Source organism: Lolliginicoccus lacisalsi (assembly GCF_014841105.1).
GTDB classification, from domain to species: Bacteria; Actinomycetota; Actinomycetes; order Mycobacteriales; family Mycobacteriaceae; genus Lolliginicoccus; species Lolliginicoccus lacisalsi.
The window spans coordinates 1-20,842 of record NZ_JACYWE010000002.1; the positions used below are offsets into that span (position 1 = coordinate 1).

Genomic DNA, 20,842 nt, shown 5'->3' on the forward strand with positions numbered 1-20,842 from the left:
CGAGGCGCTCGAGGCGGTTCTTCTCGATCTCCCAGGCGGAGACGAGGGCGCCCCTAACGGTGCGCGGCCAGAAGCGGTAGAACGACTCGCCGATGCGCGAGGAAGCGGGATCCTCGGGGGTGGCGACGCGGACGTGGTGGCCACGGTTGTGCTCGATGTAGAAGTGCCCGTAGAAGGACTGCGCGAGGACGATGCGCGAGAACCAGCGCTCGTGCTCCTCCTTCTTGTGGCCGAGCTCGTGGGCAACGTTGATGCCGATGCCGGAGGTGATGGCGACCGTGGTGGCCAGGCCGATGCTATCGAGGACGCTCAGGTTGCCGCTGGCCCACAGCCAGCTGGCGAGGAGCAGGCCACCGTACTGCAGTGGCAGGTAGAGGTAGGTGACCCAGCGGTAGAAGGGGTCGTTCTCGAGCTCCTCGATGAACTCGTCCGGCGCGTTCTCCCCGTCATCACCGATGATCATGTCGAGCAGCGGGATGAGCCCGAACACGATCGGGAAGCCGGCCCACCAGAAGGCGCCGATGCCGGTCAGCTCGACGAGTCCCCAGGCGAGGAAGGCGGCGGTCGCCGGGATCAGCGAGAGCGGCCACAGGAGCTTCTTCTTGTCGCGCCAGCGCTGCAGTTCCTCCGCGCTGGTGTCGACAGCCGCGGCCGTCGTGTCCTGGTTCAAGGATGTGGTCATGGGAGTAACACCTCATCGTGTTCGTGTGCTCGGCCCCGATGCCGAAGCCGCTTGTGGATTTGACTATAAGGGGTACCCCGTTCCTTGGCTAGACACGATCTACGGTTTTGTCCACTCGGGGGACATCTCGAGCGATTTGACGCTAGCTCCAGCAAGCATGATTGCAGCACGATGATCAAGAACTGGTAACAAACAAGCAGGTCAACATGATTTGTTCACTGGTTCCCTTTTCGCGGCCGAGCGCCGGAATGCTAGCCCCCAGGAGCATGCGACGTTCATCACACCGTCGCCAGAACCCCCTGCCGCCGCCGCGACCCCGGTGCAATGGGCATGCCATCGACTGGCCGGCCTTGGACAAGCCGCTGCGCCGCGGACCGAGCGCGCCCGTCCTGACGCTCGCGCGATTTCGCCATTAGGCTGGAGGGGCCCTGCCCCGCAGCGCGCCGTTCGTTCGAGTCATCACCATGTTTGGGGGTCTTGCCGTGTTGCCGTTCCGGCACGTTTTCCGCAGCCCGGAGCCCGAGATCCTGCCTCCGCAGCGAAAGAGTGGCAGAATTGGTCGGCACTTGCCTGCCCTGCCGCCAGGTGCTCGGCGCTCGCACGAGCTGGCGGGCCGTCCCAAGCAGAGCCTGCTGGACCAGCGCAGGCCCGTCCGCAACGATCGAGCCATGATTCCCAGCGTGCCCTCGAAGACCCAGTACTCTGGGGGGATGCTGCTGGTGGATGTCGCATTGTTGCCGGTTCGCGCGAGCATCGTCGGCGTGCGGGTCACGGTGATGGCGAGCCAGTGGGTACGCCCGGATGGGCCGCTGCGCCGCGAGAACGGCCTGATCGACATGGCCGATGTGATCGTCGGCAAGAATGGCGTCGCCGAGCAAGTGATGACGCTGCTCTCCAATCCCTACGGTCCCGTCGCGCTGCTGCGCGCGATAACGTCGGCGACCTCGCCGGAGCGGCCGCTAGGCAAGGCCATCCAGGATGGCGGCTTCGTGGATTCCGCGCTCGCTCCTGACGGCATGGTCGACCGGGTGTTCCAATCAGGTGGCTTCGTGGAGCGGGTCGTGATGGAGAACGGTCTCGCGGAGCGCGTGCTTGCCCTGCTCGAGAACATGGTGGCGATCGCGCCGACCATCGAGGGCTTGCAGGATCCGCTGGCACGCATCGAATCGGCGTCCCGCTACATCACCGAGGCCGCGGAGCCGTTGACCGATCTCGCGGCACGCCTGCCCCGCCCCCGGTTCCCGCGAGTGGCGTGGCCGAATGGTGTCCGCGAGGACTTGGTCGAGCCACCAGTCGAGGTGAAGCCTCCGTCGCGGAGCAAGCCCGTTCCAGGAACTCCGCCGAGGACGAGCAAGCGTCCACCGGCGAAGCCCTAGTCCGAAGCCCTGGCCCGGCCCTCTTGCCCTCAGCCTCCGAAGACCCGCTCGACGACGGTGCGCGCCCTGCGGGTGATGCGGCGGTAGTTCTCGACGAACTCGCCGGGATCCCCGCGCCAGCCCGCGACATAGGCGACCGCGCGGAGGTCCGGTCCCCCGGCAGGGATCTGGTCGGACGGCTTGCCACGGGACAGGACGAGCGCATTGCGCACCTTGGTCGCCGTGACCCAGGCTTCCCGGAGCAGGTCGGTGTCCTCCTCGCTGAGCAGCCCCTCGGCGGCAATGGCGTCGAGCGTCTCCAGTGTCGAGGTATTGCGGAGGCTGGTGAGCTCGTGCGCGTGCTGCAATTGCAATAGCTGCACGGTCCATTCGACGTCCGCGCGCCCGCCACGGCCGAGCTTGGTATGCGTCTTGGGATCGGCGCCGCGCGGCAGCCGCTCCGAGTCGATCCGCGCCTTGATGCGCCGGATCTCGCGCACCGCGTTGCTCGACACCCCACCCTGCGGGTATCGGGCCTTGTCGGCAATGTGCAGGAACTCGATGCCGAGATCGTGATCGCCAGCGACCTGGTGCGCGCGCAGCAATGCTTGCACTTCCCAGATCTGAGCCCACTGGCTGTAGTAGGCATCGTAGGCGGCGAGGGTGCGCACCATGGGTCCGCTGCGTCCCTCGGGGCGAAGGTTGGTGTCCACCTCGAGGGGCGGGTCCGTGCTCGGCGCGCCGAGATGCTTGCGGAGTGCCTCGGCGATGCCGGTCGCCCACTTGACCGCGACGGTCTCGTCGATGCCCGGTTGCGGCTCGCACACGAACAGCACGTCGGCGTCGGAGCCGTAGCTGATCTCTGCCCCACCGAGGCGTCCCATCCCGATGACCGCGATGCGGGCCGGCGCTGGCTCGCCCCGTTCCTCGACGCTCGAGGCGATGGTGGCACCAAGGGCGGCCTCGAGCACGGCCACCCACACCGAGGAGAGCGCGTGGCATACCGCGGGCACGGAGAGCATGCCGAGGATGTCGGCGGAAGCGACCCGCGCGAGCTCGGCCCGGCGCAACGAGCGGGCCGCGGAGATCGCCCGCTGGGCGGAGCCGTGCCGCGTGGCGGAGGCGAGCAGCCCCTTGGAGACATCGTCGGGATCAGTGCCGATGAGCTTGGGCCCGTGAGCACCGTCGGCGTAGAGCCGCAGCACATCAGGCGCGCGCAGCAGCAGCTCGGGCACGTAGGCGGAGCAGCCGAGGATGTGCATCAGCCGACGGGCGGCAGCGCCCTCGTCGCGCAGCGTCCGCAGGAACCATTGCTTGTCGCGCAGTTCCTCGGACATGCGGCGGTAGGCGAGCAGGCCAGCATCCTGGTTGGGCGTATCGCTCAGCCAATCCAGCAAGGTGGGCAGCAGCAGTGCCTGGATGCGATTGCTGCGCGTGACGCCACCGGAGAGCGCCTGGAGGTGGCCGAGGGCGTTGCGGGGCGCCGAGTAGCCGAGGGCGGCGAGCTGGCGGGTCGCTGCCTCCTCGGGGAGGCGCAGCGCATCGGTGTCGAGCTTGGAAACGGATTCGAGCAGCGGCCGGTAGAACAGCTTGGTGTGGATGCGGCGGACGCGGGAGATGTTGCGCTTGATGTCCTGGATGAGCATGCCCGCCGCGTCGGTCTTGCCGTCGGGGCGGATGTGCGCGGCGCGGGCGAGCCACCGCAGGGCCTCGCCGTCGTCGAGGGCAGGCAGGGTGTGGGTGCGGGAGAGCCGCTGCATCTGGAGGCGATGCTCGAGCAGGCGAAGGAACTCGTAGGAGGCGGTGAGGTTGGCGGCATCCTCGCGGCCGATGTAGCCGCCGGAGGCGAGCGCGGTGAGCGCCTCGGTGGTGGCAGTGACGTGGAGGGTGTCGTCGACGCGGCCATGCACGAGCTGGAGCAGTTGCACGGCGAACTCGACGTCGCGCAGCCCGCCGGCACCGAGCTTGATCTCGCGGTCGCGGATGTCATCGGGGATGAGCGATTCGACGCGACGGCGCATCTTGCGGACGTTGTCGACGAAGTCATCGCGCTCGGAGACGACCCACACCATCGGGTTCAGCGCCGTCACGTACTGCTCGCCGAGCGTCATGTCGCCGGTCATCGGGCGCGCCTTGAGGAGCGCCTGGAACTCCCAGGTGTGCGCCCATCGCTTGTAATAGGCGATATGGGCGTCGAGGGTGCGGACGAGCGCTCCGGACTTGCCCTCGGGACGCAGGGCGGCATCGACCTCGAAGAAGGCTGCCGAGCCGATGCGCATCATCTCGCTAGCGAGCCGGGTGGCGGTGCTGTCGGCGGGCTCGGCGATGAAGATGACGTCGACGTCGGAGACGTAGTTGAGCTCGCGGGCCCCGCATTTTCCCATAGCGATCACGGAGAGCCGGGAGGGGCAGGGCTTGTCAGGGCACACAGTGGCCACGGCCACGGCAAGGGCGGCGGTGAGCGCGGCGGCAGCGAGATCGCTGAGGTGCCGGACCACCGAGGGGTAGGGCAGGACCGGTTCGTTCTGCACGGTGGCCGCGAGGTCGGCGGCGGCGAGGAGCAGCAGCTCGTCGCGGTAGGCGTTGCGCAGCGCCGGGATCGCCGCGTGCCCGGTGGTGGCGGCGCGATAGATCAGTGACCGTGCTAGGTCTATCCCGTCGATCTGCTCGGGCTCGGCCCCGGCCTCGACCGCGGCGAGCATGTTCGCCCGCAGGCCCTCGGCATCGGGGAGATCGAGGTCCTGGCCGCGCAGCTTGTGCCACAGGTGGGGCCTGGCGATGAGGTGATCGGCGAGGGCGGTGGAGGATCCGACAACGCTGAGCAACCGTCCGCGCAGGCCAGTGTCCTCGCGCAGCGCTGCATCGAGTTCCTCCCACTCGCTGGCGAGGGCATCGCGCAGCCGGTCGATGGCGAGCAACGCACGATCGGGGTCCGGGGCGCGCGACAGGGCCCAGAGCAGGTCGATGTCCTCATCGCGGTCCCAGCCCAGCGAGGCGAGGCGGTCGGCGGCTTGCGGATCGACCATGCCGAGGCGAGCAGGGCCGGGGATCAGCGATCGGCCTTGTGGTGGCCGGGCCATCACGAGGAACCTCTCTTCTCGGGGAGCCTCTTACAGGGAGAGATAGGTCTTCAGCTCGAACGGGGTGACCTGGCTGCGGTATTGCTCCCACTCGGCACGCTTGTTGCGGAGGAAGAAGTCGAACACATGCTCGCCGAGTGCTTCCGCGACGAGCTCGGACTTCTCCATCTCGCGCAGCGCCTGGTCGAGGTTGCCAGGCAGCTCCTGGTAGCCCATGGCGCGCCGCTCGGCCCGGGTCAGCGACCACACATCGTCCTCGGCCTCGACGGGAAGCTCGTACTCCTTCTCGATGCCCTTGAGCCCGGCGGCGAGGAGCACGGCGAACGTGAGATACGGGTTGCAGGCCGAATCGGGGCTGCGGACCTCGATGCGGCGGGAGCCAGCCTTGTTGGGGGTATACATGGGCACTCGCACGAGCGCCGAGCGGTTGGCCCTGCCCCAGGACGCCGCGGTCGGTGCCTCGCCACCGTGGATGAGCCGCTTGTAGCTGTTCACCCACTGGTTGGTGACCGCGCTGATCTCGCTGGCGTGAGTGAGGATGCCGGCGATGAAGTGCTTGGCGGTGTCCGAGAGCTCCATCGGATCGTCAGGATTGAAGAAGGCGTTGTTGTCGCCCTCGAAGAGGCTCATGTGCGTGTGCATGGCCGAGCCGGCGTGCTGGCTGAAAGGCTTCGGCATGAACGAGGCATTCACTCCCTCGAGCAGCGCGACCTCCTTGACCGCGTACCGGAAGGTCATGATGTTGTCGGCCATCGAGAGCGCATCGGCGTAGCGCAGGTCGATCTCCTGCTGGCCCGGCGCCGTCTCGTGGTGGCTGAACTCGACGGAGATGCCCATCGATTCCAAGGCCTCGATGGCATGGCGCCGGAAGTTCGGGGCAGTGTCGTGCACGGCCTGGTCGAAGTAGCCGCCCTTGTCCGCGGGCAAGGGCTCGGTGCCATCCTCGGGAGAGTCCTTGAGCAGGAAGAACTCGATCTCGGGGTGCACGTAGCAGGTGAAGCCGAGATCCCCGGCCTTGTTGAGCTGGCGACGCAGCACGTGCCGCGGATCAGCCCAGGAGGGCGAGCCATCCGGCATGGTGATGTCGCAGAAGATGCGCGCGGTGTGGGGCTTGCCGTCCTTGTGGACCCACGGCAGGATCTGGAACGTCGAGGGGTCCGGCTTGGCGACGGTGTCGGCCTCGGAGACGCGCGAGAAGCCCTCGATGGAGGAACCGTCGAAGCCGATGCCCTCGGTGAAGGCACCCTCGAGCTCCGCCGGGGCGATCGCCACCGACTTCAGGTAGCCGAGTACATCGGTGAACCACAGCCGGACGAACCGGATGTCGCGCTCCTCGATCGTGCGAAGCACGAATTCCTTCTGGCGATCCATACCGGCGAGGTTATCACTTGACGGCCCTGGCACACCTGAATCCGCTAGCAGCGCTCGCCCTCTGGTGGTAGGCGCAGGTCCACGAGGTAGCGGGTGACGTGCGTGTCGACGCACTCGTCGAGGCCGAGCACAACGGTGTGCTGATCGCCCTCGTAGGTGAGCATGCCGCCACCGAGCTGCTGGGCGAGCTCGACACCAGCCTCATAGGGGGTGGCGGGATCGCCGGTGGTGGACACGACCAGCGACGGTGGCACCGAATCGGGGATGTCGAGCTGCGCTGGCCCGCTAGTGGGATCGACCGGCCAGAACGCGCAGATGTCGAGCGGCGCCTGGCCCGTGCCTCGCCCGTCGTCGGTGAACGGCGCCACGGACCGGTAGCGCGTGTCGTACTGGCCCCACTGCTCGCGGTCCGTCACGGCAACAGTGTCAACGCAGTTCACGGCATGGAACGCCGAGGTGGAGTTGAAGTAGCTGCCATCGTCCTGGCGGCCCTCATAGGTATCGGCGAGCAGCAGCAGGGGATCCCCGATGCCATCACCGAGCTCGATGAGGCCCGAGCGCAGCAGCCGCCACAGCTGGGGCGAGTACAGCGCCTGGATGACTCCCGACATCGCATCGCTGTAGCCGAGGCCGCGACCGTCGGACGTCCACGCCGGGCTGTCGACGAGGGGATCCACGAGGGCCCGGAACTCCTTGATGGCCACGTCGCGGTCATCGCTGAGCGGGCACTCGGGCCGGGGCCCGCAATCGGCGACGAACGCATCGAAGGATCGCTGGAAGCCCTGTCCCTGCTGGACGATCGAATCACCGAGATCCATCGCTGGATCGACGGCACCATCGAGCACCATGGCCCGCACCGATCCCGGGAACCGCTCCGCGTAGCGCGCGCCGAGGTAGGTGCCGTAGGAGTAGCCGAGATAGTTCAGCTCGTCATCGCCGAGGACCGAGCGCAGGATGTCGAGATCAAGGACGTTCTCCCGCGTTCCCACGTTGGTCAGCAGCTCCATCCCGGAGCGCTCGGCGCACGCATCGATGTAGCGCTGCATGTCCGCCTCGGTGCGGGCGATGCCCTCCGCGGACATGTCCACGTGGTCGAGGCGGCGGTACTCGTCCATCTCCGTTCCGGTGAGGCACTGCACCTCGGGGGTGGAGGCCGCGACCCCCCTCGGGTCCCAGCTCACCAGGTCGAACCGGTCGGCGAGCTCGGTCCCGCTCCACACCTGCGCGAGGTTCGCTGCCGTGCCAATGCCACTCGCGCCCGGGCCGCCCGGATTCACCACCAGCGAGCCGATCTTGCTCGTCGCGGTCGCCAGCCGGGTCACCGCGAGCTCCGCTGTGGCCCCGCCCGGATCGCCATAGTCGAGCGGGACGGTGACGCGGGCGCACTCGAAGCCGGTTGATTCCAGCGCCCTGCCGGTGGCGGGATCCTCCGCGTATCCGGCGCACGCCCCCCAGTCCACGGCTTGCTCATAGAACCGCGCGAGACCGCGATCGCCGTCGCCCCCCGCGGGCTCCGCGCACGCGGTGGCACCGATGCCGAAGACCGTGCCCAGCGCCACAGCAATCACAGCGCGCCGCCGCCAGGGCGCCAGGCCGGCGCGCGAGCGGGGCATTGCGGGGGGAGTGCCGAAGACCATGCCGAGAATCGTGCCATGGCCTGCCCCGGCTTCACCACGCGCGCCACACTGGCGGCCGATCCGTAATCCACGTCACATCCGTGCCCAGCAGCGGAGGATTGACCGTGGCAGTGGCAGACTGTGAAGTGTCACCACACCATTCCCGGGGACCCGCTGGCCGGGCCTCGAGGCGCGAAGGGACATCCATGACGAACGCATCGCCCGAGAACCCGGTATACGGAACCGCCGCGGAAGCTCCCAAGCGGACCCGCACGCGCATCCATCACTTGCAGGGGTGGAAGGCCGAGGGGCAGGCCTGGCCCATGCTCACCGCCTACGACTACCCCTCCGCGCGCATCTTCGACGAAGCCGGGATCCCTGTCCTGCTCGTGGGCGATTCCGCGGCAAACGTGGTCTATGGATATGACACGACAGTGCCCATCTCTATCGATGAGCTGATTCCCCTCGTGCGGGCCGTCGTGCGGGGCGCGCCGAATGCCCTCGTCGTCGCCGACCTGCCGTTCGGGTCCTACGAGGTGTCCCCGCAGCAGGCTGTGGAGAGCGCCATCCGCTTCATGAAGGAAGGCGGGGCGCATGCCGTCAAGCTCGAGGGCGGCGAGCGAATGGCACCGCAGATCGAGGCCCTCGTGATCGCGGGCCTCCCCGTGATGGCACACATCGGGTTCACGCCCCAGTCCGTCAATAGCCTCGGCGGCTTCCGCGTCCAGGGTCGCGGCGAGGGGGCCGAGCAACTCGTGACCGACGCCGAGGCAGTGCAGGCAGCGGGCGCGTTCTCGGTAGTGATGGAAATGGTGCCCGCGGTGCTCGCGCGCAGCATCACGAAGTCCCTCCCCATCCCCACCATCGGGATCGGCGCGGGCAACGAGTGCGACGCGCAGGTACTTGTGTGGCAGGACATGGCCGGGATGAGCGGAGGCCGCACCGCGGAGTTCGTCCGCCGCTTTGGTGATGTCGGCGCCGTCCTGAGCGAGGCCGCCCGCGAATACGGCGCAGCGGTGCGCGAGCGGTCGTTCCCCGGGCCCGAGCACACGTTCGACGAGTAAAGACACCGCTCCACCGACCACCGATCCGTAGGAGGCCCCCATGCGCCATCGTCGAATGATCGCCCTCGCGATCCTGCCCGTGGCGCTCGTCGCCGGCGGCTGCTCGGTGGAGGTCAACAACAACGGCCCGGCCACCGGCACGCCCTCCCCCGCGCCCGGGCCCAGCGCGGGATTCACCTTGCCGGACGCCTCGGAGCTGTGCACCGACCTCGAGGAACGCGGGCAGGAGATGCGCACCTACACGCGCACCATCGGGCGCATCACCCTCAACGGGCTCGTCATCGACTGGGCCAGCCGCAACCAGGTCGACCTGGTCGCGCTCGCCAGCAACCGGGGCGCGGTCGATGAAGCACTCGAGGCGGCCTGCCCAGGCGTACGGTCGAATGTGATGGACGACCTGGAGATCGAATCGATCGCCTCGGCCCTCGTGGGGCTACCCGAATAGAGGAGGCGCGCATGGCTGTGACGGAATCGATCGAGCGGGAGCTGAAGTTCGAGGCAGGGATCGATATCGCCTTCCCCCGCCTCGACACGGTCAAGCGGGTGGCAGAGGCCCGCGGCCCCGACCGCGCCCAGCTCAGCGCGACGTACTTCGACACCCCGGGGCTCGACCTGTCACGAGCCCGGATCACCTTGCGCCACCGCACGGGCGGGAGCGACGCGGGCTGGCACCTGAAGCTTCCCTCCAGCGAGGGCGCGCGGCGCGAGGTCCACTCGCCCCTCACTGATCTCGCATCGGGCCCGCCCAGCGACCTCATCGACCACATCCAGGTGCACGTTCGCGGGCAGGAACTGTTCCCCATCGCCGTGATCGTCAACCAGCGATCCACCACGACGCTCATCGGCAAGGACGGTGCCGCGCTCGCCGAGGTCACCGACGACCACGTCACCGGGCTCTCCGTGCGCCCCGGCCTCCGGCACGAGACGCACTGGCGGGAATGGGAGGCCGCGCTCATCACCGGCGATGAGAAGCTGCTCGACGCGATCCGCGAACGGGTCCTCGCCGCGGGCGCGCACGACTCGCCGAGCCCGTCCAAGCTAGCCCGCACGATCGGGCCGCTCACTGACTCGCCAGCGAGAGGCACGAGCCCTGGGCATGGTGATGCTGGGTCTGATCCCGCTGGGTCTGATCCCGCTGGGTCCGATCCCGCTGGCTCCGAGGATGCGCGGTTCCCGCGCGGAACCGCCGGAGCGCTCGCCGTGGACTCCCTGCGCACTCATCGCGCCGCGTTCCTCGCGCACGACCCCCTCGTCCGCGCCAACGCCCCCGATGCGATCCACCAGATGCGCGTGGCGGCCCGCCGCATGCGCAGCGTGCTCCGGGCATACCGGCCCATCCTCGACCGCTCCCGCACCGACCCCGTCGAGTCCGAGCTGAAATGGCTCGCCAAGGTGCTCGGCGAAGCGCGCGACGCCGAAGTGATGCACCGCCGGCTCGCCGCGCTGATCGACACCCAGGCCCCCGGAACCATCGCCACCTCCACGCGCAAGAGCTTGCTAGGCACTCAGCAGGAAGCATTCGACGCCGCCTTCGCCGCTGTCGTCGAAGCGCTCCGCTCCGACCGCTACTTCGACCTGCTCACGTCGCTCGATCAACTGCTCGGCGCGGAATCCTTCAACCGAAAAGCCCGGTCCGACGCGGAGGAGATCGTCGACAAAGCACTCCTGCGCCTGTTCCGGCGCATCCGAGGGCATGTCCGCGACGCCGCGGCCGCGGCAAGCCAGCAGGAACGCGACCCGCTGCTGCACACGGTGCGCAAGGAGTCCAAGCGGCTGCGCTACGCGGCCGAGGTCGCCAGCAAGCATCACGTAGGACGGAAGCCGCTCAAGCGCATCAAGCGAGCGCGCAACGCCGCCGAGGACGTGCAGGAGATCCTTGGTGAGCACCAGGACGGCGTGATCACCCGGGCATTGCTCGACGACTACTCCGGGCGCGCGGCCGCGATCAGCGTTCCCGCCAACGAGCTAGCGCGCCTCGCCGGTTACGAGCAAGCGCTCGCGGACATCGCCGAAGCGCGGTTCAAGCCAGCCTGGAAGAAGCTCCGCAAGGCCATCCGCCAGCTGTAGGGGGTCGTTCGGGAGAAATCTGCGAGCGAAAGTCAACAAACCAGCCTTCGAATTCGGACATCTGTTGACTTTCGCTCGCAGATCCGAGGGTGGTGCGTGTGAGCGGCAACCCTAGGCGTCGCGGAATGACACTGATCCTGGTCTGCACCTCCCATGGCGGGGATCCTTTCCACGCCACGGCCAGATGGATCCTGTCTCGTTCGCCGCGCTGCTGCCTCTCCTGGTGGAGGCCACCCAGCGTGCGGACGGTTCCGTGTTCGGGTTCTGGTCCGGCCACAACGACGTTCGCCCTCGGCAGAGCGGTGGCTTCACGCAGGGTGAGTTTGACCCTGCGCGCCATGTGCTCGCTGGCCGCGAGTTGATCCTGTTGCAGGGGGACATCTCCGCGCTGGCCGACCAGGTGACTCAGCATCCGAACAGTGTGGCGCGTCCCCCGACGGTGATGTGGCCGCGCCATAGGTCCTGGCATGTGTTGTCCGACATTGATTTCGACTCGACCATTATTGGCGGGGGATCGGGGCTCTGGTAGCTGATCCGGACCTCGAGTTGTTCCAGGTCCCACCTGACCTTGACCTCAGCTACCGGGGCGACCCAGTGAACTTGGGACGACGAACTAGGGAGAGCGAACTAGGGAGCGGAGCCTGCTGCGCGTCGCCATGACATGGCCGGTTGCGCCCCACACACCGACCATGGCGCGCCATCAGGCGTGCCCGTTCCCGCCCTGGCTACCGCCAGTCCTTGTCCTGCTCGTCCGCGGCCTTGTTGCGCTCCCGCGCGATCTCGAGCGCGCGCCGCGCGGTTGCCTCGTCCGGGTAGGGGCCCATGCGCTCGAGGCCCCGGGATTCCTTGCCCAGGCGCACGGTGCCATCGGATACGCAGTAGAACCATTCGTTGTCATCGCTCATGACACCAGTGTGCCGCACGGATCGATCGCGGGGGCGCCAACCTCGGCCGGTTCCTCCGGCCCGCCTGTGGACTCTCCCCCGCGCCCGGGTTGCCCTGGTCGCGGATCCGGCTCGCGGATCCGGCTCGCGGACCACTTGTGTGCGAAAAGCGACCGGCCTGGGCACATTTCCTGTCGCTTTTCGCGCTCTTCGACGGGAATGGCACGCCCCCACCGCCGAGACCGGTCTCCGACCCGCGGGCGTCCGGAGTGCATATTGTCGGGGGTGGCGGGCATGATGGTGGACCGGACGATTTTGCTGCCACGTGGGGAGGATTCAGGAGGCATGGCCTGGGTGGGGAACGTGACGTGGTTGGCCGATGTACTGCGGGCCGAGGGCTTGCGGGTCATCGAGCAGGATGGGTGGCGCGCGCGGGGCCATGGCACATTCCGGGATATCCGTGGGGTGATGGCGCATCACACGGCGGGGGGCTCGCCCAACGATTGGCGCGTGGTGCTCGAGGGGCGCCCGGATCTGCCGGGTCCGCTCTCGAACCTGGTGCTGGAGAAGGACGGTACGTACCGCGTGATCGCCGCGGGCGTGTGCTGGCACGCGGGACGCGGGAGCTGGCCAGGCTGGCCTGTCAACAACGCGAACTTCCATGTGCTGGGCATCGAGGCGGTGAGCTCGGGGCGGCCGGATTCCCAGGGCCGGTATGACTGGACTCTGGTGCAGCTTGATGCGTACGCACGGGGGTGCGCGGCGCTGGCGGTGCGGGCGGGCTTCCCCGTTCGCGATGTAGTGGGCCACAAGGAGTACAGCGCGGAGGGCAAGATCGATCCGGCGGGCATTGACATGAATGTGTTCCGTGCCGAGGTGGGCCGAATCGTGGATCGGATCCGGGCGGGCATTCCTTCCTCGGATCGTTCAGTTTTCCCGCTGCCGTCCGGTTACTACTTCGGGCCACTGGACGGCCCGGATGAGTCGATATCCGGGCAGCATTTCTCGGAGTGGCCGATGTGGCGGGTGGGCCTGCGGCAATGGCAGGAAGCCGTGGGTGCCCCCGTGACAGGCGTGTGGGACGCGGCGACGGTCTCGGCCGCGCGGGCGGTACAGCGAGCGAATGGGTGGGAGCCGACGGGATTGATCGGCCCGGGCACCTGGTCGGCGGGCCTGCGGGATGGCCTTCCCGCTGAGCCTGTCCCACCGGCCCCGGTGCCTCCCGCTGAGCCTGCCCCACCGGCCCCGATGCCACCCCAGCCCCCGGCCCCGGCACCTCCTGCCGAACCCGCGCCCCCTGGTGGCGATGGCCCGTCGCCGGGTCCATGGTGGCGCCGCATCCTGGAGCGCGTATGGCGATCGCTGCGTGATGCGCTGCGCTGGGTGCTGCGCCGGTTGGGTCTGCGATGAGGCCGCTGGCGCGCCGGGTCGCATCGGTGGCGGGCACGGTGCGGCAGGTCGCCTCGTCCGCGGGGGCGGCGGGCCGACGGATCCTGCCGGTGCGCGGGTACGGTGCGGGCATGGCACGACTGAGCAAGGCAAGCGATCTCACGGGCCCGGGCACCTCGAGCGAGCGGTTTGGCGTGGTGGGCACCGATCTAGGGATCCCGGTGGAACTGCCCGGCGGCGAGGAGCTGGGGTGGTTCTTCGGCGATACGTTCTCGGGGCTGGGGCCGGGCAGCGGGCATTGGCGGTCCCCGGTGCTGCTGCGCTCGCCGATGCCCCGTCCCGGAGAGGACGTCGCTGCGGATGAGGCAGTGAAGTTCTGCTCGTGCGCGGGCCGCAAGCACGCGCGGCGGTTGATCCGGGAGAGCAACCATCGCGGAGTGACGTGGTTGCCCGCCGATGCGATGACCGTGGGCGGCACCACCTATTTGTGGGCGATGCGCAATGCCGGGCTGCACAACGTGACGGAGGCCCGGATCTTTTCCTCGCGGGATGGCGAGCGGTGGAAGCGGACTCGCGCGGCGTGGCCGGGTCACCATCTCGGCGGGACGATGCAGCTGATCACCTGGGCGGAAGGCGCTGCGGGCGACGATCATGTGTATGTGTTCAGCTCGGGTTTCCAGCGGGACAAGCCGTTGTTCCTGCACCGGGCGCCCACTGATGGATTGCTGCGACCGGGTCGCTGGGAGTCGTGGGGCTTCCGGCCGGAGTCGGGCTGGCAGTGGGGCAATCCGCCCACGCCAGTCCTTGATGGCGCGTGGGGCGAGATGTGCTTGCGCCGGATCGACGGCAAGTTCGTGCTGGTCTGGTTCGATGCTTCGGCGTACGCGATCCGCGCCATGGTCCTCGACCATCCCACGGACAACCTGTTCGAGGCACGCAAGCTGACATTGCTGACGGGCTGCGGGTGGGAGGACGAGGACCATGCGGCCGGCAAGGTGGCGCAGCTCTATGGCGGCTACATCGTGCCCGGTTCGACGTTGGATACGTTCACGGTGTCGGTGAGCCAGTGGAACACCGCTACCAACGAGACCTACAAGGCGATGTTGTTCACCGGGAGCCTGCGCGGCTGAAACGGCTGAAACGGCTGGTGCGCCCGCCTCATTGACGACCTCGCGCTGGTGCTCAGGGGCGCCCTCCGAAGGTGGGCAGCGCGAGGAGCTCCGCCGGGGCAGGGGGCGCGGAGCAGCATCCGCCGGAGCTCGCGGCATCGGGGTCGTCGAACACGCCCGCTCCCCCGCAGACACCGGTCTCGGGCAGGGTCAGCTCGACGGCTTCCGCGGCCGCGAGGTCGCCGTCGATGGCGGCGACGATGCTGCGCACCTGCTCGTACCCGGTGAGGGCGAGGAATGTCGGAGCCCGGCCGTAGCTCTTCATGCCCGCGATGAAGTAACCCGGCTCGGGGTGGGCGAGCTCGCGGTGCCCGTGCGGGTAGACAGTGCCGCAGGAGTGCACGTTGGGGTCGATCAGCGGGGCGAGGGCGCGCGGCGCTTCGAGGACGGGATCGAGATCGAGGCGGAGCTCGCTGGTGATGCGATGGTCGGGCCGGAACCCGGTCAGCGCGAGGACGGTATCGACCCCGTCGAGTCGCTGCCCGTCATCGCTGATCAGGGACAGGCCCGGTCCGGTGCTGACGATCTCGGTGACCCGAAAGCCGGGGCGGGGGTGGATGAGCCCGGCATCGACGGCTTCGCGGGCCCGGATGCCCAGGGCGCCACGCTGCGGCAGCTCATCGTTGGTCGCGGCGTCGGGCTGCGAGCTGGCGCGGCGCAGGATCCAGGTGATGGTGGTGGCGGGGTCCTCGGCCGCGAGGTCGGCGAGGAGCCCGATCGCGGTGAGCGCGGAGTGGCCGCTGCCAGCGATGGCGATGTGCTTGCCTAGCAATGCTGCGCGCTGGCCAGGGTCGGTGAGGTCGGGGATGCGGTAGTGGATGCCGTCGCGGGCAGCGGTCTCGCCGATCGCGGGAATTCCCTCCGTGCCGAGCGGGTTGGGCCGGCTCCAGGTGCCGGATGCGTCGATGACGGCGCGGGCGAGGATGCGCTCGGTGCTGCCATTGCTGCTCGTGGCGTGAACGACGAGGGGCGCGGTATCGCGGCCGGAGTCAACGACGCGGTCGCGGGATTGGCGGGTGATGGCGGTGACGGTGGTGCCCGTCCGCACCACTTCGGGCCCGAGGGCCTGGGCGAGGGGCTGGAGGTAGCGGGTCGCCCAATCCTGGCCGGTGGGGTAGGCATCGGGGTCGGGCTCGGTCCAGCCGGTGCTGGCGAGGAGCTGGCGCGCAGCGGGGTCGATGAGCTCGCCCCATCGGGAGAACAGCCGGACGTGGTTCCATTCGGAGACTGCTGCGCCGGCGATGGGGCCGCGCTCGAGGACGAGGGCGGGGATGCCGCGCTCGGCGAGGCGCGTAGCGGCAGCGAGACCGATGGGGCCGGCGCCGATGACGAGGACAGGTAGCTCGCTCATGCTCACTCCATTGATAGATGTCTATACAAGCGCCAGGATATAGATATCTATCTATACAGGCAAGGGGCGGACGAGCCAGCCTGTAAGCCGGATTCTGTGCCCCGCCACGCGGGCAGGGGCGGCGATCATCCATCTGGGCACACCGTTGCCGGGTACCTCGAGCAGCCCACCCACGAACTCGGGCGAGCAGCCCTCGAGCGTTCGTGCAGCCGCACCACCAGGATGCGGCCTTTGGCCTTGCTCCGGACGGGGTTTACCAAGCCACCCTGGTCACCCAGGGTGCTGGTGCGCTCTTACCGCACCGTTTCACCCTTGCCAGCCCAGCCACGGCCGGGCGGCGGTCTGTTTTCTGTGGCACTTTCCCGCGGGTCTCCCCGGGTTGCCGTTAGCAACCGTCCTGCTCTGCGGAGTCCGGACTTTCCTCGGCAGGAAGCACACCACCATCATGGTGGCAGTCCTTCCCGACGCGATCGCCCAGCTGACTCGTCCATCACCACCATAGCCCGTCGGCGCACCCCGCCCCGCATCGGCGAACCGGCGGCGGATCAGGACCAAGCGTGGCTTGTATCGTTGACCAGCCGCACCGACGCTCCCCCATCCGGGTAGAACTCCGCGATGCTCAGCGACACCAGATCAAGGTGCAGCCGGTACAGCAACGACGGCCCCGCATCCAGCGCCATGCGCAGCATCGTCTTGATCGGCGTCACATGGCTCACGACGAGCACATTCGCACCACCATGCGCAGCGATGAGCTCGTCGCGCGCCCGCCGCACGCGCCGATGCACCACATCGAAGCTCTCCCCGCCCGGCGGTGCCACCGACGTATCCGACAACCACCGCTCGAACAGCACAGGATCGCGCTGCGATGCCTCCGCGAACGTCAGGCCCTCCCAAGCGCCGAAGTCGGTCTCGATCAGCCCCTCGTGCACCTGCACCTCCAGGCCGAGCACGTCGGCGGCCGCGGCGGCGGTGGCACGGGACCGTTGCAGCGGGGACGACACCACCGCGGCTATGCGCCCCCGCTGCCTCGCCATGCGCTGCGCCGCCGCAGCAGCCTGGCGCTCGCCCTCCTCGGTGAGCGGGTGATCGCCACGACCGGAGTAGCGGCGCTCCACCGACAGGCGCGTCTGCCCGTGGCGCAGCAGCAGCAGGCGGGTGGGATCCCCCGTGGGGCGCGTCCATCCGGCGGCGGGAGCGCTTGCCGGCGCGGGGTCCGCTGGCTCTGCCGCTTGCTCGGGAGCACTGCTCGGGGCAGTGCCCGTTCGTGGCTCTCGCGGCGCCGCACCGCGATCCATCGCGCGGTTGGCCAGGGCATCAGCGTGCTTGTTCTCCGCGCGCGGGATCCAGGTGTAGCTCACCGACTCGAAGCCGGCGGCGATCTCGCGGGCCCGGCGGGACAGCGGGATCATGTCGGGGTGCTTGACCTTCCACCGGCCCGACATCTGCTCGACGATGAGCTTCGAGTCCAGGCGCGCCTCGACGATGCGCGCGCCGATCCCCGCGGCGGCCTCGAGGCCAGCGATCAGGCCCTGGTACTCCGCGACGTTGTTGGTGGCCTCGCCGATGTACTCATCGCGCTCGGCGAGCACCGCGCCGGTGGTGCTGTCGCGCACGACAGCGCCGAACCCAGCGGGCCCGGGGTTGCCCCGCGATCCACCGTCCGCTTCCAGGATGACCCTGCGGTGGGCCGCGGGCTCAGTGCTGCTCATTGCCTGCCTCGCGCATCGTCACTTGCGGACCAGGATGGCATCGCACTCGGGGCATTGCAGCACCCGGTCGGCGGGGGCGGCGTTGATCCGCGCGAGCTCGCCGCGGTCGAGCTCGATGCGGCACGCGCCGCACTTGCCGCCGTTCAGCACGCCCGCGCCCAGTCCGCCCGCCCGCACGCGTGACTCGTAGAGCGCGAGCAGCTCCGCCGGGAAGGAGCCCGCGATGGCGTCGCGATCGGTGGCGCAGCGCCGCTCCGCGGTCTCGATGTCCGCGAGGGCCTCATCGCGATGACGCTTCACCTCAGCGATCTGCGACTCGACGTGGGAGACCTGCGCTCCCGCGTGCTGGAGGTCGGCCTCCGCTGCCTCGCGCTGCTCCATCACTTCGAGGGTCTCGTCCTCGATGATCGATTTGCGGCGCGCGAGGCTGTCGAGCTCATGCTGCAGCTCGGTGAGCTGCTTGGCAGGCAGCGTCCCGCCACGCTGCAGCTCAGTGTCCTTCTCCTCGCGCATGCGCACCTGGGAGAGTTCCTTCTCGTGGCGCTTGATATCGCGGTCGAGATCGTCGAGCACGATCTCCTTGCCCACCGCGTCGTCCTTGCGGGCGCGGAGCTCCTCGGCGAGACGATCAAGCTCCTTGTCCTCGGGCAGGGTGCGGCGCCGGTGCCTCAGCCGCAGCATCTCTGCGTCCACGGCGGCGAGGTCGAGGAGCCGTAGTTGAGTCTGGGGTTCGGCGTTCAAGTCTCTGCGCTCCGTTATTCAGGTCTAGGTGGTCGTGCAGTGCTGGCTAATCGCACTACCCTACCGCCTCGGTCGTGACGCTTCCGCTGCCTTCCATACCGCTTTTGCTCAGCTTGGCCCGACCGATGCCACGGTCCAGGGGTCGGTGCGCAGCCCGGTCACGGCCACGTGCACACCGCGCGAAGCCAGGGCTTCATCGAGGAGCCGCCGCGCCTGGTCGCACCAGGGAAACTCGCTGGCCCAGTGCGCGACATCGATGAGCGCCGGGCCACCTGCCCGCAGGTTCTCGTCGGTGGGGTGATGGCGGAGGTCAGAGGTGACGTACGCATCGACACCGAGCCGTGCCACCGTGGCGAGCAGGGAGTCCCCCGCTCCGCCGCAGACAGCGACGCGGCGCACCAGCCGCTCGGGATCCCCGGCAGCGCGCACGCCCCACACCGTGGACGGCAGCGCCCGCGCCACGCGCTCGGTGAACTGGCGCAGGGGCTCGGGCTCGGGCAGCTCCCCCACGCGGCCGAGGCCTTCCCGCGAGTGGAGGGAAGCATGCTCGAACACGTCGTAAGCCGGTTCCTCGTAGGGGTGCGCATCGAGCAAGGCCGAGCGGACCAGTTCACGCTTGCCTCGCGGGGCGACAACCTCGAGGCGGTCCTCGGTGACGCGCTCGAGCTCCCCGATCTCCCCGAGGGTCGGATTGGCTCCCGCAACGGGCCGGAACTGCCCGGTGCCGGTGACGCGCCAGCCGCATTCGCGGTAGTCGCCGAGCTCTCCGGCACCGGCGGCGAACATCCCGTCGGCAACAGCAGCAGTGTCCTCCACGGGCACGAACACGATCCACTTGTCGAGCTGCGCCGTCGGCTTGGGCGCGATGGGGCGCTCGACCCGCAGGCCCAGCGCCTCCGCGAGAGCATCCGAGACCCCGGGGCTCGCCGAGTCCGCATTGGTGTGCGCGGTATAGAGCGCGCACCCGGCGGTGATCAACCGATGGATGTGGGCGCCCTTCGGAGTGCTCGCCGCGACGGTGTCGACACCGCGCAGGAGCAGCGGGTGGTGGGCCACGATGAGGTCGGTGCCCAGCTCGATCGCTTCCTCCACGACAGCGCCGGTCACATCCACGCACAGCAGGATGCGGCGCACGGGCGCGGCGAGATCGCCGCACACCAGGCCGACGGAGTCCCAGTCCTCTGCAAGGCGCGGCGGGTAGGCGGACTCGAGCACGGCGATGGCATCCGCGATGGTGGCGGGACGCTCGTTCACGCTAGGTTGCTGCACTGCTGCTCCTCATCCAGGGCGTCGATGGCCTGCACCAGCGTGTCTACCAGAGGCTGCTCGCGCACCGCGACCCGGATGACGCGGTCGTCGAGGCCGGGAAAGGTATCGCAGCGGCGGACGGCCACGCCACGCCCGCGCAGGCCCTGCCGCAGGCCTTCGGGAACGCCCAGCAGCACAAAGGGAGCGCTGGCGGGAGCGACCACCGAGATGCCGCGATGGCGCAGTCCACCCAGCCTGGCGAGGAGGTACTCCCGGTCCGCCGCGATGCGTTCGGCGATCCGCGCGGTCTCTGTGATCGCGCGATCGCTGGAGCACGCGGCGAGCGCCGTCATCGCGAGGGTGCCCACCGGCCAGTGCGGTCTCGGCCGCGCCAGGCTTTGCAGCAGCTCCGGGGCGCCGAGCGCGTAGCCCGCTCGCAGCCCGGCCAGCCCCCAGGTCTTGGTGATGCTGCGCAGCACCAGCACATCATCCGCACCCTCCGCCGCGCAGGATCCGATCTCCCCCGGTACGACGTCCATGAACGCCTCGTCGACCACCACGAGTCGTCCTGGCGCACGCAAGGCCTCGATGCTCGACCGCGGGTGCAGTACCGACGTCGGATTGGTCGGGTTGCCCACGACCACGAGATCAGCATCGCGCGGGATGGTGGCCTGGGCGAGGTCGAACGGCGGGCGCAGGATCACGCGCGTCACCGGGATGCCTGCGGAGGCAAGGACATGCTCGGGCTCGGTGAAGGACGGGTGGATCACCACAGCGTGGCGCGGCGCGAGGCCGGGCAGCAGCGCGAACCCCTCGGCGGCACCGTTGAGCAGCAGCACCTCGTCGGGGTGGCGCCCGTGCCGCGCCGCGATGACAGCCCGCGTTGCCCAGTCCTCCGCCCGGTCGGGATATCTCGCGAGATCCGGCAGCCGGTCGCGCAGCGCATGCTGCAACCAAGGCGGCGGCTCGGCGCCATGCACGTTCACCGCGAGATCCAGCAGTCCGGGCGCCGCGTCGATGTCGCCATGGTGGCGCAGCGCATCCGCCCCGGCTCCCCGTCCGGGATCGAGCGACTGCCGCGCGATGATGCTCACGGGGCACCAGCCTAGTGCGGTG

The 20,842-nt window shown here is 69.0% G+C and carries 17 protein-coding genes and 1 other RNA gene; 7 read left to right on the plus strand and 11 right to left on the minus strand.

Translation table 11 applies throughout. From position 1 onward, the window contains the following. A partial coding sequence (locus HT102_RS03470) for a fatty acid desaturase (protein ID WP_192038046.1) occupies window positions 1-682 on the minus strand: 682 nt, incomplete at its 3' end. A gap of 668 nt (window positions 683-1,350) precedes the next feature. On the opposite strand from HT102_RS03470, the gene HT102_RS03475 reads away from it, so the two are divergent. Beyond that, window positions 1,351-2,058, plus strand: coding sequence for a hypothetical protein (locus HT102_RS03475; protein WP_192038047.1), 708 nt, complete (start codon window positions 1,351-1,353; stop codon window positions 2,056-2,058). A gap of 29 nt (window positions 2,059-2,087) precedes the next feature. On the opposite strand, the gene HT102_RS03480 is transcribed toward HT102_RS03475, so the two are convergent. From HT102_RS03480 to HT102_RS03490, 3 genes are read right to left on the minus strand one after another with little or no spacing between them, the layout of a single operon-like run. Then, entirely contained in the window at window positions 2,088-5,117 is a 3,030-nt protein-coding gene (locus tag HT102_RS03480) for a bifunctional [glutamine synthetase] adenylyltransferase/[glutamine synthetase]-adenylyl-L-tyrosine phosphorylase (RefSeq protein WP_192038048.1), read from the minus strand. 30 nt (window positions 5,118-5,147) lie between these two features. After that, window positions 5,148-6,488, minus strand: a complete 1,341-nt coding sequence (gene glnA, locus HT102_RS03485; protein WP_192038049.1) for a type I glutamate--ammonia ligase — start codon at window positions 6,486-6,488, stop codon at window positions 5,148-5,150. Between the two features lie 44 nt (window positions 6,489-6,532). Then, complete coding sequence (locus HT102_RS03490; protein WP_225443204.1) at window positions 6,533-8,125, minus strand: alpha/beta hydrolase; 1,593 nt, start codon at window positions 8,123-8,125, stop codon at window positions 6,533-6,535. Between the two features lie 185 nt (window positions 8,126-8,310). Here HT102_RS03490 and panB point away from each other — a divergent pair, with 185 nt between their 5' ends. The 4 genes from panB (at window position 8,311) to HT102_RS03510 (ending at window position 11,764) form a co-directional block, all read left to right on the plus strand. After that, the gene (panB, locus tag HT102_RS03495) at window positions 8,311-9,168 is read left to right on the plus strand and encodes a 3-methyl-2-oxobutanoate hydroxymethyltransferase (RefSeq protein ID WP_192038050.1); all 858 of its coding nucleotides are present in this window, start codon (window positions 8,311-8,313) and stop codon (window positions 9,166-9,168) included. Between the two features lie 40 nt (window positions 9,169-9,208). Continuing rightward, the gene (locus HT102_RS03500; protein ID WP_192038051.1) at window positions 9,209-9,613 is read left to right on the plus strand and encodes a hypothetical protein; all 405 of its coding nucleotides are present in this window, start codon (window positions 9,209-9,211) and stop codon (window positions 9,611-9,613) included. Window positions 9,614-9,624: 11 nt separating this feature from the next. Beyond that, on the plus strand, window positions 9,625-11,235 hold the full coding sequence (locus HT102_RS03505) for a CYTH and CHAD domain-containing protein (protein WP_192038052.1): 1,611 nt from the start codon (window positions 9,625-9,627) through the stop codon (window positions 11,233-11,235). A 184-nt stretch (window positions 11,236-11,419) separates the two neighbouring features. Then, on the plus strand, window positions 11,420-11,764 hold the full coding sequence (locus HT102_RS03510) for a hypothetical protein (protein ID WP_192038053.1): 345 nt from the start codon (window positions 11,420-11,422) through the stop codon (window positions 11,762-11,764). Between the two features lie 196 nt (window positions 11,765-11,960). Here the strand turns inward: HT102_RS03510 and HT102_RS03515 are convergent, their stop codons facing one another. After that, window positions 11,961-12,140: a hypothetical protein gene (locus HT102_RS03515; protein WP_192038054.1), complete on the minus strand. Its 180-nt coding sequence runs from the start codon at window positions 12,138-12,140 to the stop codon at window positions 11,961-11,963. A 342-nt stretch (window positions 12,141-12,482) separates the two neighbouring features. Here HT102_RS03515 and HT102_RS15805 point away from each other — a divergent pair, with 342 nt between their 5' ends. Both HT102_RS15805 and HT102_RS03525 read left to right on the plus strand, forming a co-directional pair. Further along, complete coding sequence (locus tag HT102_RS15805; RefSeq protein WP_333473266.1) at window positions 12,483-13,529, plus strand: peptidoglycan recognition protein family protein; 1,047 nt, start codon at window positions 12,483-12,485, stop codon at window positions 13,527-13,529. Between the two features lie 110 nt (window positions 13,530-13,639). Beyond that, window positions 13,640-14,638, plus strand: coding sequence for a DUF4185 domain-containing protein (locus HT102_RS03525; RefSeq protein ID WP_192038055.1), 999 nt, complete (start codon window positions 13,640-13,642; stop codon window positions 14,636-14,638). Between the two features lie 52 nt (window positions 14,639-14,690). On the opposite strand, the gene HT102_RS03530 is transcribed toward HT102_RS03525, so the two are convergent. The 6 genes from HT102_RS03530 to cobC form a co-directional block, all read right to left on the minus strand. Then, entirely contained in the window at window positions 14,691-16,028 is a 1,338-nt protein-coding gene (locus tag HT102_RS03530) for an NAD(P)-binding domain-containing protein (protein WP_192038056.1), read from the minus strand. A 67-nt stretch (window positions 16,029-16,095) separates the two neighbouring features. Then, an RNA gene (gene rnpB, locus HT102_RS03535) (RNase P RNA component class A) lies at window positions 16,096-16,514 on the minus strand. Window positions 16,515-16,573: 59 nt separating this feature from the next. After that, on the minus strand, window positions 16,574-17,737 hold the full coding sequence (locus HT102_RS03540; RefSeq protein ID WP_192038057.1) for a bifunctional RNase H/acid phosphatase: 1,164 nt from the start codon (window positions 17,735-17,737) through the stop codon (window positions 16,574-16,576). 18 nt (window positions 17,738-17,755) lie between these two features. Beyond that, window positions 17,756-18,478, minus strand: coding sequence for a zinc ribbon domain-containing protein (locus tag HT102_RS03545; protein ID WP_192038058.1), 723 nt, complete (start codon window positions 18,476-18,478; stop codon window positions 17,756-17,758). A 108-nt stretch (window positions 18,479-18,586) separates the two neighbouring features. After that, a complete protein-coding gene (locus HT102_RS03550; RefSeq protein ID WP_192038059.1) occupies window positions 18,587-19,732 on the minus strand; it encodes a Nif3-like dinuclear metal center hexameric protein in 1,146 nt (381 codons plus the stop codon). Then, window positions 19,729-20,820, minus strand: a complete 1,092-nt coding sequence (gene cobC, locus HT102_RS03555; RefSeq protein WP_333473267.1) for an Rv2231c family pyridoxal phosphate-dependent protein CobC — start codon at window positions 20,818-20,820, stop codon at window positions 19,729-19,731. Before cobC ends, HT102_RS03550 begins: the two co-directional genes overlap by 4 nt. Window positions 20,821-20,842: the final 22 nt, after the last annotated feature.